Here is a 17410-nt window from a genome sequence, read left to right on the forward strand (position 1 = left end):
TAGAATCAACAAAAAAACCTGCCATAAGGCAGGTTTTTCAATATCTAAAAAGTTTTAAAACAAATTATCATCCACAATATTCGGAAGCGTTACTTTTAAATTCGGTTCTACTTCCATGGCTCTTTTAATGGCGAAAATAGCGCCTTCATTTCTTGCCCAGCTGCGTCTTGAGATTCCGTTGTTCACATCCCAGAACAGCATCGATTTTAATCTTCTGTCGGCATCATCGCTTCCATCCAGTAACATCCCGAAACCTCCGTTAATTACTTCTCCCCAGCCAACGCCGCCTCCATTATGAATAGAAACCCAGGTTGCCCCACGGAAACTGTCACCAATCACATTGTGGATCGCCATATCTGCCGTAAATCTTGAACCGTCGTAGATGTTGGAAGTCTCTCTGTACGGAGAATCCGTTCCCGAAACATCGTGATGATCTCTCCCCAAAACTACCGGTCCGATCTCCCCGTTTTTAATTGCTTTATTGAAAGCTTCTGCAATCTTCATTCTTCCTTCCGCATCCGCATATAAGATTCTCGCCTGTGAACCTACCACAAGTTTATTTTCCTGCGCTCCCTTGATCCACTGAATATTATCTTTCATCTGCTGTTGGATCTCCTCAGGAGAGTTCTGCTGAATTTCTTCCAGCACCGCACATGCAATATCATCGGTTTTCTGTAAATCTTCCGGATTTCCGCTTGTACATACCCAACGGAACGGTCCGAAACCGTAATCGAAACACATTGGTCCCATAATATCCTGAACATAAGAAGGGAATTTAAATTCTCTTCCCAACGTAGGATTTTCTGCCATTACATCGGCTCCTGCTCTTGAAGCTTCCAACAGGAATGCATTTCCGTAATCGAAGAAATACGTTCCTTTTTCTGTATGTTTATTGATGGCAGCAGCGTGTCTTCTCAACGTTTCCTGAACTTTTTCCTTGAATAATTCAGGGTCTTCCGCCATCATTTTATTAGATTCCTCAAAGCTTTGTCCGACAGGATAATATCCTCCCGCCCAAGGATTGTGCAACGAAGTCTGGTCTGAACCGATATCGATTCTTAAATTTACCTCCGCAAATTTCTCCCAAATCTCAACAATATTTCCAAGATAAGCCAAAGAAACGGTTTCTTTATTTTCCTGAGCTTGTCTTACTCTTGCCACCAATTCATCAAGGTTTTCATGAATTTCGTTCACCCATTTCTGGTCGTGACGAATTTTTGTGATCTTTGGATTCACCTCGGCACAAACGGTAACACAACCGGCAATATTTCCTGCTTTTGGCTGAGCTCCACTCATTCCTCCTAATCCTGAAGTCACGAAAAGTCCGCCTTTAGGTTCTTTATGTATTTTTCTGAAAGCATTTAAGACGGTAATCGTAGTCCCGTGAACAATTCCCTGCGGACCGATGTACATATAACTTCCTGCCGTCATTTGTCCGTACTGCGTCACACCCAACGCATTGAATTTTTCCCAGTCATCCGGTTTAGAGTAATTCGGGATCATCATTCCGTTCGTAACCACCACTCTCGGCGCATCTTTGTGAGAAGGGAACAATCCCATCGGATGACCTGAATACATCACCAACGTCTGTTCGTCTGTCATTTCAGACAGATATTTCATCGTCAAAAGATACTGCGCCCAGTTAGAAAACACCGCTCCGTTTCCACCATACGTAATCAATTCATGAGGATGCTGTGCCACTGCATAATCCAGATTGTTCTGAATCATCAGCATAATCGCTTTGGCCTGCTCAGATTTTCCCGGATATTCAGAAATCGGTCTCGCCTTCATCTCATAGTCCGGACGGAAACGATACATATAAATTCTGCCGTATTTTTCCAACTCCTCCTTAAATTCAGGCAATAATTCTGCATGAAACTGAGGTTCGAAATAACGTAAAGCATTCTTCAGCGCTAATTTTTTCTCTTCGTCTCCTAAAATTTCTTTACGCTTCGGAGCATGATTGATATTGGTTTCGTAAGGTCTGGATGTCGGTAACTGGCTTGGAATGCCTTGTTGTATCTGTTCCTGGAAAGTCATAGTACAGTTTAAGTTCAGTTAAAATTTCAAAGTTTTAAAGATATTCAAATTAAAAAATCCCTGCAAATAATGTGTGAAAATTCGCAATCCCGGAAAATTCCCCTCCTTTGGAGGGGTGGCGAAAATTCGTGAGAATTTTTGACGGGGTGGTTTGAGATGGCGGGAGTTTTATAGCTTCTGCTCCTTTATTGAACCACCCCGTCTTCTTCCTTTGGTCGAATCCACCCCTCCGGAGGAGGGGAATGTTGTGGTGTATAAGTTTATTGGCGGCCGTAATGTTCAATAATAAAATCTTCTAATTCTTTCATGACGACACTCAGATTATTTTTAATATCAAAGTCTGTAATTCTAAAAACATGCAACCCAAAGGATTCCAGATATTTTTGCCTTTCGATATCATAAGATTCTTTTACATCATGACTCCAACCGTCAATTTCTATCACTAATCCAAGGTTTTTCACATAAAAATCAACAATATAATTCCCTATGATTCTCTGCCTGTCAAAATCTATTCTGTGGAAGCTTTTTGCACGAACCTGTATCCAGAACAAAACTTCACTGAGAATTCCGGCTTTTCGTTTTCCATTGAGTAATGGTTTTAATTTGGGATTGTAAGGCAGGTTTTCTATATGGTTTTTGTAGATAGGGATTTCATTGATGACGGTAAGGATTTCTTTCATTATTTGTTGTGTTTTTATTGTTTGTGTTTTTCTAGAACCACCCCGTCTTCTCCCTTCGGTCGAATCCACCCCTCCGGAGGAGGGGAATTTTGCGTTGGACAATTACAATGGTTCTTATCAAAAATAAAAAAACCTCACTGAATTTCAGTAAGGTCCAATATCTTGTAGGTAAAATCTATGTTAAAACATCATCATTTTTCTCTTCGTGGTCATCTGCATTATCGCTTCGACTCCAATAGTTATTTTCTTCATCTTCACTTCCGATTTTTTCCATATCATCGTCATCATTTACTCCCGGAATGTCCAGTCCTTTATCTAAACTATCATAAAAGCCTTCATCTTCTATCGGCTTTCCATCTCCGTCAAGCGGAATATGTTTTTCGCGATTAAAAATATCTTCATTAGGATTGTATTCTCGCTGTTCTAATCTTCTGTCTTGCTCTTGTTGGCTATTTTCTGGTATCATAATTTTCGTATTTAGTGGTTACATAAATTTAAACAAAAATAATTCCAAGTTCCTAAGAATTTTGAGAATAAATATGATTTTTATTTAAGCATTGACTGGATGGATTCTTCCCAATAAAAAACCTCACTCTCTTAAAAAAGTAAGGTTTTTTCTAACTTTAATATTAAAAATCATTTTTCGTCATCTTTATGTTTATTACAAGCTGTAGTAACTATTTATGAGTAATGCTAAACCTGTGATGATTGAAATGTCAGTAACAATTAAGATTTTAATAATCGGGTTCTGTTTTGAGTCCAATTATCATTCCGAACGTTGCAAAATTTATTTTTTTATCTGAATTAATTCTCCTTTTCTCTTCATGATATTTTTGTAGTCCCACTGAATTTTTTCAGATTTATGAAGACACCTTTTTATATCTTCTTCATTGATTTCAGAAACCTCATTATAAAAAACAGAGGCATCCTGAAATTTTACTCCATGAATATTCAGAAGATCTTCATTAAATGATTTCCCACTCCAAAACATCAGCCGAATTCCCTTCTTTTGTTTGCTGTATCCTACAATCGGATTTCCCTCCAGAAACCAGACAGGATGTGCATGCCATACTTTGGATTCGGCTTCTATCAAATTTTCACTGATGATTTCAAATAGTTTCTCACAGATTTGCTGATCTGATTCTGTTTGTGATTCGTTGTATTTTTGGATATCGGAACTCATGTTTTAGTTTTATTATTAATACGATTCTGTCACAGCTTAATTGCTTAGATTCCTACGGAATGACAAAAAGACTGCTTAAAGTTAAGCAATCCTATTTAAAATCTTAAATATAATAAAAGTGTTATTGGTTGGTACTTCCCAACATCGGTACAAATTTATAGGCCCCAAATTCCTCCTTCTCAAATTCAGTCGGAGAAACTTTTGTGAATCTATATAAAACCTGTTCGTCTGTAGGACCTAACGGAATAACCATTTTTCCACCGACTTTTAATTGTTTTAACAATTCTGTCGGCAACACAGAAGCGCCACAAGTCACAATGATTTTGTCAAATGGAGCAAAAGTAGGAAGTCCCGCAAAGCCATCTCCAAAACTCTGAAATTTTGGAAACAAATGCATTTCACGAAGCTTTTTCTTTGAGAAATCAAACAGGTCTTTTTGTCTTTCAACGGTATAAACATGGCCTTTCATGGCTAGTAAAACTGCCGTCTGATAGCCACACCCTGTTCCAATTTCAAGGATTTTTTCGCCTTGTTTTACCTGTAAAAGCTCGGATTGCTCAGCAACTGTTGAAGGATGTGAAATCGTTTGATGTGCCAAAATAGGAAAAGCACGGTCTTCATAGGCGAAATCTTCAAAAATACTTTCAATGAAAAGATGTCTCGGAACTTCATTCATTGCCGAAAGTACATTTTCATCCGAAATCCCGATTCTATTTCGTAGATAATCAACCAAAATTTTTCTTTTCCCCTTGTGTACAAACGAATCCTGCATGTCACAAAAATAAGAAATTAGAACTTAGATTGTAAAGATTCAATAAAAGATTTATCCACAAAAAACTAAATTCTGACCTCTACAATCTAACTTCTTTATTATCTTTACAAAAATTTAATACAGCTATGTTAAAAGCAGGTTTGGTAGGAGCCGGACATTTAGGAAAAATACATTTACGTCTTCTTAATCAGTCAGATAAATATGAATTTGTAGGTTTCCATGATAAAGATGTAGAAAACGGAAAAAAATTAGAAGCCGAATTCGGATATAAATATTTTGAGAATTTCGACGAATTGCTTGAGCAGATCGAGATGTTGGATATTGTAACTCCAACTATTTATCATTACGATTATGCTTTGAAGGCGATTGAAAAAAAGCTTCACTTTTTTATTGAAAAACCTGTTACCCAAACTTTACAACAAGCTGAAGAAATTCTTTATAAGTGCCGTGAAAATGGTATTAAAGCTCAGGTTGGACACGTTGAAAGATACAATCCGGCTTTTATCGGAGCAAAAGATTATATTCAAGATCCCATGTTCATTGAAATCCACAGATTGGCAGAGTTCAATCCTCGCGGAACGGATGTTTCGGTGGTGTTGGATTTAATGATTCATGATCTGGACATTTTATTAAGCATTGTAAAATCTAAAGTCAAAACCATTCATGCAAGCGGTGTTTGTGTCGTAAGTAAAACTCCGGATATTGCCAATGCCAGAATTGAGTTTGAAAACGGATGTGTTGCGAATCTTACGACTTCCAGAATTTCGATGAAAGCCATGAGAAAAAGCCGTTTTTTCCAAAAAGACGCTTATGTTTCTGTTGATTTCCTTGAAAAAAAGGCAGAAGTGATCAGAATGAAAGATGCTCCGGAAAACCCTACTCCATTTGATATGATCATTGAAAATGCAGAAGGTGAAAAAAATCAGATTTTATTTGAATATCCAAATATTCAGCCTAATAATGCCATTTTGGATGAACTTGAAAGCTTTGCTGATGCCATTACGGAAAGTAAAAATGTAGAGGTTTCTTTGGAAGATGGTACTGAAGCGTTAAAAGTAGCTTTGGAAATTATGAAATTGATTTCATAATTATTTAATTTTCTTTTGAATTACCTTATTTTATACAATAGACAAACGGGCTTCGGTCCGTTTTTTTTATAGACAAATCCATATTTCATTATATTTTAAGTCTAATCTTGGTATTCATAAATTATTCAACAAAATGTTATTGATTATCTATTATTTAATTCTTATTCAACAATTTTTAGATATATTTGTCATTGTATAAACTATAATTCTTAAAACAACTCCTTATTATTTTAAATAATTAAACTATTATGAAAAGAGTCATCCTTCTATCCACTTTTTTATTGTCTCAATTTGGGACATCACAACTTTTAAAAACCAATGGTCAGAAAATTGTAAACGACAAAGGAGAGAATGTTCAATTAAGAGGTATCGGTCTGGGAGGATGGATGTTGCAGGAAGGTTATATGCTGAAAACCGCAGATTTTGCAGGTCCGCAATACAAGATCAAGCAAAAGATAGCTGAATTGATCGGTGAAGACGGCATGAATGAATTTTATGCAGCCTATCTTAAAAACGGAATTACAAAACAGGATATTGATTTTTTAAAGAAAGCCGGATTCAATTCCATTAGGCTTCCTATGCATTATAATCTGTATACTTTACCTATTGAAAAAGAGCCTAAAAAAGGTGAAAACACATGGCTGGAAGAAGGTTTTAAAATGACCGATGATCTTTTAAAATGGTGTGCAGACAACAAAATGTATCTGATTCTTGATCTTCATGCTGCACCGGGCGGACAAGGAAATGACGTCAATATTTCTGATAATGATAAGAGTAAGCCATCACTTTGGGACAGTGAAGAAAACCAGAAAAAAACAATTGCTCTCTGGAAAAAGCTGGCAGAAAGATATAAGGATGAACCGTGGATCGGAGGTTATGATCTCATCAACGAACCGAATATCAATTTCACAGGAAAAAATCCTAACGGAATCGACGAAATGTCTAATGCACCCCTTTGGAAATTACAAAAAGAAATTACAGAGGCGATTCGTACGGTTGACAAAAAACATATCATCATTATCGAAGGAAACGGTTGGGGAAACAACTACAATGGTCTCACCCCTCTTTGGGATAATAATATGGCATTCAGTTTCCATAAATACTGGAATTACAATGATGATGCAACGCTAAAATTTGCTTTAGATTTAAGGGAAAAGCATAATATCCCAATCTGGTTGGGAGAAACTGGCGAAAACTCGAATGTATGGTTTACAGAACTTATTCAGCTTTTGGATAAGCATAATATCGGTTATGCATTCTGGCCCGTGAAAAAAATTGACAATATTGCCGGAATAACCAATGTAAAAATCACACCGGAATATCAAAAGTTTTTAGAATATTGGAAAAACGGAGGTGAGAAACCCTCAAAAGAGTTTGCAAAAAAAGCTTTACTACAAATTGCAGATAACTATAAGTTTAACAATGTCGAAATTAAAAATGATGTTATTGATGCCATGTTCAGACAGACAAAAGAAAGTTCTACAAAGCCTTTTAAAAACCATCAGATTCCCGCAAAAATCTCTGCAACAGAGTATGATTTAGGAAGAATGGGAGCTGCCTATTCAGACAAGGATTTCATCAATCTTTGGGTAAGTGATCCTGCAAAAAGATCTGAATGGAATTCCGGAAATGAACTGAGAAATGACGGGGTTGATATTTATAAAACCAATGACAATCAGTACTATGTCGGAAAAACAGAAAGTGGAGAATGGCTTCAATATACCATCAATGCAAAAAGCGATAAAGCCTATACTTTTGACATCAATTACGCAAGCAACAACACTACAAAAATAAGAATTGAAGATGCTTCAGGGAAACAACTTGCAACTGTTTCATTAAGTTCAACAGGAGGAAATGAAAGCTGGAAAACCGTTTCTGCAAAAGAAATTAATCTAAAAAAAGGAGAAAATAAAATCAGAATTATTTTTGAAAATAATGATGTCAATCTGAAATATTTTGAAGTGAAATAATATTCCTGTTCTCATAAAGCAGAGTTCAAATAATTTAATTATTTTGCAGGAAATTTATAACTATGATGGAAACAAATTCTCCTTTCGAACAGTTTGAGGAGTTAAGAATCGACAGAATTTCAAGAGAGTTCCTTACAGAAACCGCAAAATGGGCTAACTTTTTATCTATTTTAGGCTTTATTGGCATTGGACTGATGGTAATTGCAGCTTTATTTATGCTAGTTTTAGGAGCATCAAATAGCTTTGGTCCTATAGGTGGTGGAGCTCTTGTAAGTATTTTTTATTTTATTATTGCTGGTTTTTATTTTGTACCGATTAACTATTTGTATAAATTTTCTTCAAACATGAAGAATGCCATACGTACAAATAATCAGGCAAGTCTTACCACTTCATTCGAGTACATCAAATCTCATTATAAGTTTATCGGGATTCTTACCATCGTGATGATTGGATTTTATATTCTTATGATTTTATGGCTAATGTTTACTTCTATCGGAAGCTTGATGTAAATTAATTTATTTATATTTGAATACCATCCTTCTTAGTTTTTAAGAAGGATTTTTTAATCCCTATTATTATGAAAAAAATAAGTCTGCTTTTCCTTTTTATTTCAGCGTTTACATTCGCTCAACAATCCGTTTTAGAACAAAAAATAAGTTCCATTATTAAAGATAAAAAAGCGACGGTCGGAGTTTCTGTGCTGGGTTTTGAAAATGGTTTCAAATACAGCAAAAACGCAGACAAAAAATTGCCCATGCAAAGTGTTTTCAAATTTCATATTGCTGCAGCGGTTTTAGATTTTGTCGATAAAGAAAAGCTGTCATTAGATCAGAAAATTTCACTTAACAAATCCAATTTACTGGAAAATACATGGTCACCGCTTCGAGATCGATATCCAAACGGAAATGTAGAAGTTCCACTAAGTGAAATTCTTGAATTTACGGTTGCAAAAAGCGATAATAATGGCTGCGATATTCTCCTGAAATTATTGGGAGGAACAAAAACTGTTCAGAAATTCATGGATTCTAAAGGCGTGAAAGGGTTTCAGATTAAATACAATGAAGAAGCCATGCATAAAGACTGGAATGTTCAATACGAAAATTACACGACCACAAATTCTGCGGTTCAAACATTGAAAAAGTTTTATGACGGAAAACTATTGTCAAAAAAATCTACTGATTATTTGATGAAAGTAATGTTATCAACATCCACAGGATTAAACAAATTAATCGAACAGCTTCCAAAAAACACTCCTGCTGCAAGAAAAACGGGAGCTTCAGGAAAGAATGATGCGGGTTTAACAGGCGCAGAAAACGAAATTGCCATTGTAACTTTACCGAATGGCAAGCATTATGCAATAGCTGTATTTGTCAGTAATTCAACGGAAACGGATGCTGTAAACTGTAAAATGATTTCGGACATTTCAAAGAGTGTATGGGATTATTTTAATAAGTAAAATTTAAAGCTTAATTTTAAAACCGTTAAAAATGAAAAAAATATTATTAACAATAGGAATTTTTACCTGCACATTTTTCTTTGCGCAGAAGAGTGAAACGTACCTTTATTTAGATTACAATAGTATATGTTGCGGAACTCCCTCAACCAATCCTGTAATGACTTATATTGAAACTTTCCAAGGCAAAAACAAAAAAAAGCCGATTGAAGTCTACGTACAGTCTGGGCTTGGAAGAGAAGGTGAGTTTAAGCTTTTTATCGGAATTGATGCTCTTTCGAAATCTAAAAGAAAACAATTCATAAAAGGTCTTGAAGCAACGGTAACCTCGCAGAATAATACAAGAAATCGCAGCAGTGACGGATCTGTATTTTTCACACCCACCCAATCTTTAAGCAAAGAAAATTTAAACAAATTAAATAATTTAACTATCTATAAAAAAGAAAAATTAAAATGATCAAAAACATTGTAGTTATCGGAGCAGGAACCATGGGGAATGGTATTGCACATACTTTTGCACAAAGCGGATTTAAAGTAAACTTGGTAGATGTATCTCAAGATGCTTTAGACAGAGGTTTGAAAACCATTACTACCAATCTTGACAGAATAATTGCAAAGGGAAACCTTACAGAAGCACAAAAAGCTGAAACTTTAGGAAACATCACCACTTTCACGGCTCTTCAGGATGCGGTAGGATCTGCAGATCTTATCGTAGAAGCGGCTACTGAAAACCAAGATTTAAAGTTAAAGATCTTCGGTCAGATGGACGAATTTGCGCCGGAAAACTGTATTTTGGCAACTAACACTTCATCAATTTCTATTACTAAAATTGCTGCTGCTACAAAAAGAGCTGATAAAGTAATCGGAATGCACTTTATGAATCCTGTTCCAATTATGAAATTGGTTGAAATCATCAAAGGATATTCTACTTCTAAAGAAACGTTTGATTCCATCTATGAAATGAGCAAAACGTTAGGAAAAGTTCCTGTAGAAGTTAACGATTACCCAGGATTCGTAGCCAACAGAATTTTGATGCCGATGATTAACGAATCTATCGAAACTCTTTACAACGGTGTTGCCGGAGTTGAAGAAATTGATACGGTAATGAAATTAGGAATGGCTCATCCGATGGGACCACTTCAATTGGCAGATTTCATCGGTCTTGATGTTTGTTTAGCGATCTTAAACGTAATGTACGACGGTTTCAAAAACCCTAAATATGCTCCAAACCCATTGTTGGTAAATATGGTAATGGCGGGGAAACTAGGGGTGAAATCTGGAGAAGGTTTCTATGACTATTCTGAAAGCAAAAAAGCTGAAAAAGTAGCAAAAATGTTCTCAAAATAAATTTTAAGTTATGAGTTGTGGGTTATAAGTTATAAATTTGACTAGTTAAAAGCTGCAATCTATAACCTAATAACTGCAACCTTGATAAAGCTTAAAGAAAAAAATATTCAAATATTATTGGTCATCATTACTGTAATGGTGACCATTTTACGTTTTTTACTCAATGAAAAAGGAAGGGTAAGTCCCGATTCTATTCGGTATCTGAAATTTGCTCATGTACTTCCGGAAATTGATAATACCATTACTCCTTTAGGATATCCTTTAAGCCTTAAAATCTTTACTTTTTTAGGAACTGATGAATTTTGGGCCAGTAAAATTGTAGGAATTTTAGCCATGCTATTTATTGTTTTTTTCGCATGGAAAAAGAATTTTTATTCCCGGGAATCTACTGTTTTAGTAGCTCTTTTCAGTTTTGTTTCCATTTTTGCGGCAACATTAAGTGAGGCCCTTATTCTTCCTTTTGTCTTACTTTTCCTGTATGTGGCTGATGCGATTATTAAAGAAAATATTAAAGGCTGGAAGGCTGTTTTTTATCTTTCCTTGAGTTTAATTCTCCTTTATAATATCAGATATAGCGCGTTGTTTATTATGGGAGCAGCAGGTCTTTATGGCCTTTTATTCATTAAACGTAGCTACGGACGGACATTCCTATTTTCGGGTATTATTTCAGGTATTTATATCATTCTTTATAAGTTTTTGTTTATTGATTATTTTAACGAAGATTACATTAAACAATCGTTGGAAATGGGATTATACCCTACTTCCAAGCTTTTGCCTGAATTATTTCAAGGGCTTTCCACCACTTTTAATCCGTTTATCCATATGTCGGATCCTGGAGGCGGAATTATTAATTATGGAATTTACGGATTAGGCGTTTTGAATATCATTATAATGGTTTTCTTATTTATAAGATTAAAGCTTACAAATACAGAATTTTTCTTTGTTTTTACCGGTGTTTTCGGAATTATTTGTTCATTTTTTATTCAATATTTTTATCCTGTAGATCCAATTGGCTACCGATTGCTTGCTCCGTTTAGTTTTTCGCTTTGGCTGGTTTATTTTAGAAAGTTATTTCAGATTTTTGATGTTAAAGTCTATGTTATCGGAATTGTAAGCATTATGTCCGGAGTTTTTTTCACATGGCTTTCCAAAGGAAATTATCTTGAAAACAGAAAAGAAGTTGCCCATTTTTTACAGTCTGAACATCTGGATAAGGTTCCTTTACAATTCTATTTAAAAACCATGGAAGATCTTGAAAAAATGCAGGTAGCCGAATTAATAAGCACGGTAAACTCAAATATAGAGGTTACATTTAAAGCTTCTGACACCCTAAAAAAAACAACCTTAACCTATTATAAAGTTTCACAAAAAATTAAAATCGACAAGAACAAATATCAATAATTTTGTTATCTTTGATTTAAAGTTAAAACATTAGAAAAATGAAATTACCAAAGTTTTTATTAGCAGATAATTCAGAATTTCCGGAAGATCTTTTCGTAGTTCATACAGAATACCCAAGATTCATCTTAAACGTTGAGGAAGAAGAAGTTGAGTGGTTAGACGATTTAGAAGGTGATGATGAAGAAACTATGGCTGACGAAGCTACTAAAGTAGTAGAAGCTGCATTCAAATGGTGTGATGAAGAGTTGGCTAAGTACGACGAAGAAGAGGAAGATTAATAAATAATCCTATTAAAACATAAAAAGGAACTCAATTGAGTTCCTTTTATTTTTATATATTCTTTGCTTTTTTATTCTGCCTTATTGAATTTAAGCAATAAAAGATTATCCTGATACAATTCTAAAGTACTTCCGGAAACCACATATCTGTTGGCTTTCTGCACCATATCCAAGAAGTTCTTTTCTACACTCATATTATCACAAGCCATTTTAGTAGATCCCATCTGCGAAGCTTCAAACTTCCCTGAAGCCGTTTCCATAGTTACTCCTCCAAAATATCTGTTACACCCAGAATTTCCACTGATTTTTGCACCTTCTACATTCAATGTTGGAGTCTGCCCTTTTACATTATCTGCTAAAGTCCATTTTGTGTTTGCGATTGAAGGTTGTGCTTTTCCGGCTTTTGAAGAAGAAGCCACTGTTCCGCACGATACTAAAACAGCTGCTGTGCATATGCTTAAAAAAAGGTTTTTCATTTTTCTCTTTTGATTTAATTCAAATTTACGGAAATTATATTATTTGAAAAGTCGTTGAGGAATTTTATTGTTTTTTTAACGAATGTTTTCGGCTGTAATTTATAGATAATTTACAATTATTTTTCAAGAAACAGATGCTTCGTGAACTTTATTCGTAAACTTTCAGTTTATGCTCAGCATGATATATCTAATACTAACTTTTTATTGGACGTTAATTTGTAGCACTGTCATGCTGAGCTTGTCGAAGCATCTATAAAAAACAGAAACGGACTTTTAAAAGTCCGTTTCATGATATATTCTATAATTATTAAAAAAATTATCCTCTCAATTCAGCGTTGAATTCTTTCTGGAAAGATTTAATCAACAATTCCATTACTGCGGCAATTTCTTTTTCTTCCAACGTTTTCTCTTCATTTAAAAGCTCAAAACTCATGGCATAAGACTTTTTACCTTCAGGAAGATTTTTCCCTTCATATACATCAAACAAATTGATGTTTTTAATGAACGGAGATTTATTTTTCTTAGCCGTCTGATAAAGATCTTCGTAGTTTACATTTTTATCAATCAGCAAAGCCAAGTCTCTTCTGATCTTATTGAATTTAGGAATATCTTTGAATTTCAATTCATTTTTAGAACGTAATTCCTGAGCCAATTCCAACTCAATTTCCGCATAGAAACATTCCTGATCAATATCAAAATCTTTCAATTGCTGAGCAGAAACTTTTCCAATTCTTACTAAAGTTTTTCCATCTACTTCATAAGCCAAAGCATCAGAGAATCTGTCATCAGACAAAGCAACTTCTTTATAATCAATCGCTAGTCTTTCCAACAAAACTTTAACATAAGCTTTTAAGTTATAAAAACTTGTTGCAGATTTTGGCTGTAACCAGTTTTCAGCAACTTCTCTTCCGGTAACCAAGATAGCTAATTGCTTTCTCTCTTCGTACTTTTCTTTTTTATGATAAATTTTCCCGAACTCAAAAAACTTGATGTTCTGATTTTTTCTGTTGATGTTGTAGATCGCATTTTGAAGAAGCCCTTCCAATAAAGATTTTCTCATGAATGCCAAATCTCCACTCAAAGGATTCAATAATTTTACGGCATTCGTTTCATCTTTTACAGAAGTTAATGAGTTGTTCATCACTTCATTGAAACCTAAGCTTTGTAAAGTTCTTGCCCAATTATTTTCTAATTCGTCCTGATCGTTTGCATTCAGCTTCACAGGAGTAAATGAAATCTTTTGCGGAGCATCAATTTTATTGTATCCGTAGATTCTTAAAATCTCTTCAATAACGTCGATTTCTCTTGTTACATCCGCTCTGTAAGCAGGAACAGAGATTTCCAAGCCGTTTTGAATTTCATTTAAAACCTGGATTTCCAATGATTTCAAAATTTCTTTTACTTTCTCTCTGTGAATTTTTGTTCCTAAAATCTGTTCAATTTTAGAGAATCTGATGATCACATAGCTGTCTTCTATTTTCTTTGGATATTCCTCCAGCAATTCTCCTACTAATTTACCTTCTGCTAATTCTGTAATCAATTTAATAGCATGAGTAATAGCTGTTCTTGTAATATTCGGATCTACACCTCTTTCAAATCTGAAAGAAGCATCTGTATTCAATCCATGGAATTTCGCACCTTTTCTTACCGCAACCGGATTGAAATAAGCACTTTCTAAGAAAATAGTTTTTGTTTCCGTAGAAACTCCTGAATCTGCACCGCCAAAAACTCCGGCGATACACATCGGATTATCTTTCCCATCTTTAATGATAATTTCAGAACCGTTCAACGTTCTTTCAACACCATCCAAAGTAGTGAACTTCGTTCCTTCTTTTACGGTTCCTACTTTCACTTTTTTGTCTGCAATTTTGTCTGCATCAAAAGCGTGAAGCGGTTGTCCGTAACCGTGAAGGATATAGTTTGTAATGTCTACAATATTGTTGATCGGGCTCAATCCAATCGCTTTTAATCTGTCTTTTAACCAAGCCGGAGAATCTGCAACTTTCACATCCTCAATTACAGCTCCAATGTATCTAGGGCATAATTCAGTATCTTCAACTTCCAATTTGAAATCGTGAGAACCTTCATTATTCAAAACTACTGAAGAAACTTTTTCAAAAGTAGATTTTAACTGATTGGTAGAAAGGAAAGCATACAAATCTCTTGCAACACCGTAATGAGACATTGCATCGGTTCTGTTCGGCGTTAAACCAATTTCAAAAACTTCATCATTTGTCAATTCAAAATAATCAGCGAAATTTTTTCCCACTTCATATTTCTCTGCATCCAACACCATAATTCCTCCGTGATCTTCGCTCAGTCCCAATTCATCTTCTGCACAAATCATTCCCTGAGAAACCTCTCCTCTGATTTTTGCTTCTTTGATTTCAAAAAAGTTTCCGGTTTTATCATAGATTTTAGTTCCGACAACTGCTACAGGAACTATTTGTCCGGCTTCCACATTCGGAGCACCACAAACAATATTCAAAACTTTTCCGTTTCCTACTTCTACAGTAGTTTTCTTCAGTTTATCTGCATTAGGATGTTTTTCGCAAGTTAAAACCTTACCAACTACAATTCCTTCCAAGCTGCCTTTTACACTTTCAAACTTTTCAATTCCTTCAACTTCAAGGCCTATATCTGTAAGGAACTCTCCTATTCTTTCAGGTTTGATTTCCGTTTTAATATAGTCTTTCAGCCAATTATTTGATATCTTCATTGCTCTATTTTGAAACTTTTTTAAATGAATTTTGCGACTACAAATGTCGTGTTTTTTTGAGAGATAGAGAAATTTCGGGGTAACTTTAAGATAAATACTTCACTTTTTATTACTCCTGAAAAACAAAAAAGAGACTGAACAATCAATCTCTCTTTTTTATTTATTTTAATACGATTACAATCCAATTACCGGCATTGACAGCATTAAGATGTTTTCGTTGTCTTCAAGACCGTCAAGAGGTTCAATAATTCCCGGTCTGTTCGGCTGAGACATTTTCATTGTGATATCGTCTGAACCTAAAATCGTCAACATTTCCGTTAAGAATTTTGAGCTGAACCCGATGTTGATATCTTCCCCGTTATAATCACAAGGAATCTGCATGTCTGCTTTGTTTGCATATTCAGTATCTTCTGCATGAAGGTGAAGAATATTTGCAGAAAGCTTGAATCTTACCTGATTGGTAGATTTATTTGACATGATAGAAGCTCTTTTGATCGCTCCCAACAACAAGTTTCTGTTGATCGTTAATACATTCGGATTTTCTTTTGGAATTACCGCTGTATAGTTCGGATATTTTCCGTCAATCAATCTACAGATCCAGATATGTTTACCAAAAGTAAATTTAGCCATGTTCTCGTTGAAATCGATGGTAACATCATCATTCGAACTTGCTAAAATATTTTTGAAAATATTCAGAGGTTTTTTAGGCATGATGAATTCCATAGGTTCGGCATTCATCAGATCTGTTCTTTTGTATACAACCAATCTGTGAGAATCGGTAGAAACAAAATTCGTTTCATTTTCTCCAAACTGGAACAAAACTCCCGTCATTACCGGACGTAGAGAATCGTTACTTGTTGCAAAAAGTGTATTCGTCAATGCTTCAGACAAAACTCCTGCCGACATGGTAACACTTTGAGAAGCGTCAAATTCTGGCAATTCAGGATAATCATCCGCATTATCTAATGCTACTGCGAAATTATCTTTTTCGTCTAAAATCTCAAGCTGACTTCCCGTTCCTTCTGCATTATCTTTTACAGCCAACGTAAGAGGTTGCTCTCCGTAAGTCTTAATAAAATCTTGAAAAATCTTAGCAGGAACAGCAAATTTCCCTGTATCATCAGACTTCACTTCAAGAGAAGTCACCAGAGTTGTTTCGCCATCAGATGCTGTAATGGTAACGTTTGTTCCGTCTAATTCAAAAAGATAGTTTTCTAAAATAGGTCTCGATTGAGAGCTTGATATTACACCACTTACAGTTTGTAACGCCTTCTGCAGTTCACCACTTGAAATAATAAATTTCATAGATTTAAAAATAAGTTTCTACAAATATAATAAATAGAAAACAGATAGAAAAGAATAATTATGAGAGTTATTAACAACCATCATTAATCTGTTTTCAAACTTGAAATTATGTTTAAGTTCCTATAATCGTTAATTTTCACATCAAAAATCTCCGTTGTATAGTAGCTGACATTCACTTTTTTATTCATTAAACTACTGTATTCTTTGGGTAAATCAAGGTTGGATTCTATTGTTGAAACCCAGTATAATTTGGTTAAATTTTTATTATCTCCTACAACATGAAATATTACAAAATTATCTTTTTCAATTTTTGAAACAGTACCCGTAATCAGCAATTGAGAAGGTTCTGCTTCGCTATCACTTTCATCATCGCCCATTACTTTTGAAAAGACATCAGGACACTCACTTACCATCATCATTCCCACTTGTACCCCAAAGTTTTCCATTTTTTTCTCATCTTTGATATCAGCAACCAGGTCAATTCCAAAATCTCTTTTAAGTTCATTTTTATAAGCTGTTGCGTGTTTGAATGCGCATAGTCCGAACTGCGTACTCATCTCTTTTTTTGTTTTGTTTGTTGCGTCAATATTCTTTACACATTCACAAACTTCGCGAGAAAACTTTTGTTTATATTCTTGGGAAAAAGCAAAAACCGAAATAGAGGTAAATATTCCTACCAATAAATTCTTCATCATTCT

Annotated in this window: 17 protein-coding genes; 8 read left to right on the plus strand and 9 right to left on the minus strand. The window is 34.8% G+C overall.

Going from position 1 to position 17410, the window contains the following annotated elements; translation table 11 throughout:
- Nucleotides 1-54: 54 nt before the first annotated feature.
- The 5 genes from LV842_RS03105 to LV842_RS03125 all read right to left on the minus strand — a co-directional run bounded on the left by LV842_RS03105 (nt 55) and on the right by LV842_RS03125 (nt 4675).
- Nucleotides 55-2040, minus strand: coding sequence for a urocanate hydratase (locus LV842_RS03105; protein WP_233109996.1), 1986 nt, complete (start codon nt 2038-2040; stop codon nt 55-57).
- A 260-nt stretch (nt 2041-2300) separates the two neighbouring features.
- Nucleotides 2301-2720: an endonuclease domain-containing protein gene (locus LV842_RS03110; protein WP_233109997.1), complete on the minus strand. Its 420-nt coding sequence runs from the start codon at nt 2718-2720 to the stop codon at nt 2301-2303.
- 175 nt (nt 2721-2895) lie between these two features.
- Nucleotides 2896-3186 (minus strand): hypothetical protein, encoded by a 291-nt coding sequence (locus LV842_RS03115; protein ID WP_233109998.1) that lies wholly within the window; start codon nt 3184-3186, stop codon nt 2896-2898.
- Between the two features lie 321 nt (nt 3187-3507).
- Nucleotides 3508-3903: a DUF1801 domain-containing protein gene (locus LV842_RS03120; RefSeq protein WP_233109999.1), complete on the minus strand. Its 396-nt coding sequence runs from the start codon at nt 3901-3903 to the stop codon at nt 3508-3510.
- Between the two features lie 121 nt (nt 3904-4024).
- Complete coding sequence (locus LV842_RS03125) at nt 4025-4675, minus strand: protein-L-isoaspartate(D-aspartate) O-methyltransferase (RefSeq protein ID WP_233110000.1); 651 nt, start codon at nt 4673-4675, stop codon at nt 4025-4027.
- Nucleotides 4676-4800: 125 nt separating this feature from the next.
- On the opposite strand from LV842_RS03125, the gene LV842_RS03130 reads away from it, so the two are divergent.
- The 8 genes from LV842_RS03130 to LV842_RS03165 all read left to right on the plus strand — a co-directional run bounded on the left by LV842_RS03130 (nt 4801) and on the right by LV842_RS03165 (nt 12212).
- Nucleotides 4801-5763, plus strand: a complete 963-nt coding sequence (locus LV842_RS03130) for a Gfo/Idh/MocA family protein (RefSeq protein WP_233110001.1) — start codon at nt 4801-4803, stop codon at nt 5761-5763.
- 248 nt (nt 5764-6011) lie between these two features.
- Nucleotides 6012-7733, plus strand: coding sequence for a cellulase family glycosylhydrolase (locus tag LV842_RS03135; protein ID WP_233110002.1), 1722 nt, complete (start codon nt 6012-6014; stop codon nt 7731-7733).
- 62 nt (nt 7734-7795) lie between these two features.
- Complete coding sequence (locus LV842_RS03140) at nt 7796-8242, plus strand: hypothetical protein (RefSeq protein ID WP_233110003.1); 447 nt, start codon at nt 7796-7798, stop codon at nt 8240-8242.
- Between the two features lie 68 nt (nt 8243-8310).
- Nucleotides 8311-9189, plus strand: coding sequence for a CGA/CIA family class A beta-lactamase (gene bla-A, locus LV842_RS03145; RefSeq protein WP_233110004.1), 879 nt, complete (start codon nt 8311-8313; stop codon nt 9187-9189).
- A 31-nt stretch (nt 9190-9220) separates the two neighbouring features.
- Nucleotides 9221-9643: a hypothetical protein gene (locus LV842_RS03150; RefSeq protein WP_233110005.1), complete on the plus strand. Its 423-nt coding sequence runs from the start codon at nt 9221-9223 to the stop codon at nt 9641-9643.
- On the plus strand, nt 9643-10533 hold the full coding sequence (locus tag LV842_RS03155; RefSeq protein WP_233110060.1) for a 3-hydroxybutyryl-CoA dehydrogenase: 891 nt from the start codon (nt 9643-9645) through the stop codon (nt 10531-10533). Before LV842_RS03150 ends, LV842_RS03155 begins: the two co-directional genes overlap by 1 nt.
- A gap of 81 nt (nt 10534-10614) precedes the next feature.
- A complete protein-coding gene (locus tag LV842_RS03160) occupies nt 10615-11934 on the plus strand; it encodes a hypothetical protein (RefSeq protein ID WP_233110006.1) in 1320 nt (439 codons plus the stop codon).
- Between the two features lie 38 nt (nt 11935-11972).
- On the plus strand, nt 11973-12212 hold the full coding sequence (locus LV842_RS03165; RefSeq protein ID WP_002977986.1) for a hypothetical protein: 240 nt from the start codon (nt 11973-11975) through the stop codon (nt 12210-12212).
- A 71-nt stretch (nt 12213-12283) separates the two neighbouring features.
- On the opposite strand, the gene LV842_RS03170 is transcribed toward LV842_RS03165, so the two are convergent.
- From LV842_RS03170 to LV842_RS03185, 4 genes are all read right to left on the minus strand, one after another.
- Entirely contained in the window at nt 12284-12688 is a 405-nt protein-coding gene (locus LV842_RS03170; protein WP_233110007.1) for an META domain-containing protein, read from the minus strand.
- Between the two features lie 316 nt (nt 12689-13004).
- Complete coding sequence (gene pheT, locus LV842_RS03175; RefSeq protein ID WP_233110008.1) at nt 13005-15407, minus strand: phenylalanine--tRNA ligase subunit beta; 2403 nt, start codon at nt 15405-15407, stop codon at nt 13005-13007.
- 174 nt (nt 15408-15581) lie between these two features.
- Nucleotides 15582-16712, minus strand: a complete 1131-nt coding sequence (gene dnaN / locus LV842_RS03180) for a DNA polymerase III subunit beta (RefSeq protein ID WP_047439717.1) — start codon at nt 16710-16712, stop codon at nt 15582-15584.
- An 83-nt stretch (nt 16713-16795) separates the two neighbouring features.
- Nucleotides 16796-17407: a hypothetical protein gene (locus LV842_RS03185; RefSeq protein WP_233110009.1), complete on the minus strand. Its 612-nt coding sequence runs from the start codon at nt 17405-17407 to the stop codon at nt 16796-16798.
- Between the last annotated feature and the right edge of the window lie 3 nt (nt 17408-17410).

This window comes from Chryseobacterium gwangjuense (assembly GCF_021311115.1).
GTDB classification, from domain to species: domain Bacteria; phylum Bacteroidota; class Bacteroidia; order Flavobacteriales; family Weeksellaceae; genus Chryseobacterium; species Chryseobacterium gwangjuense.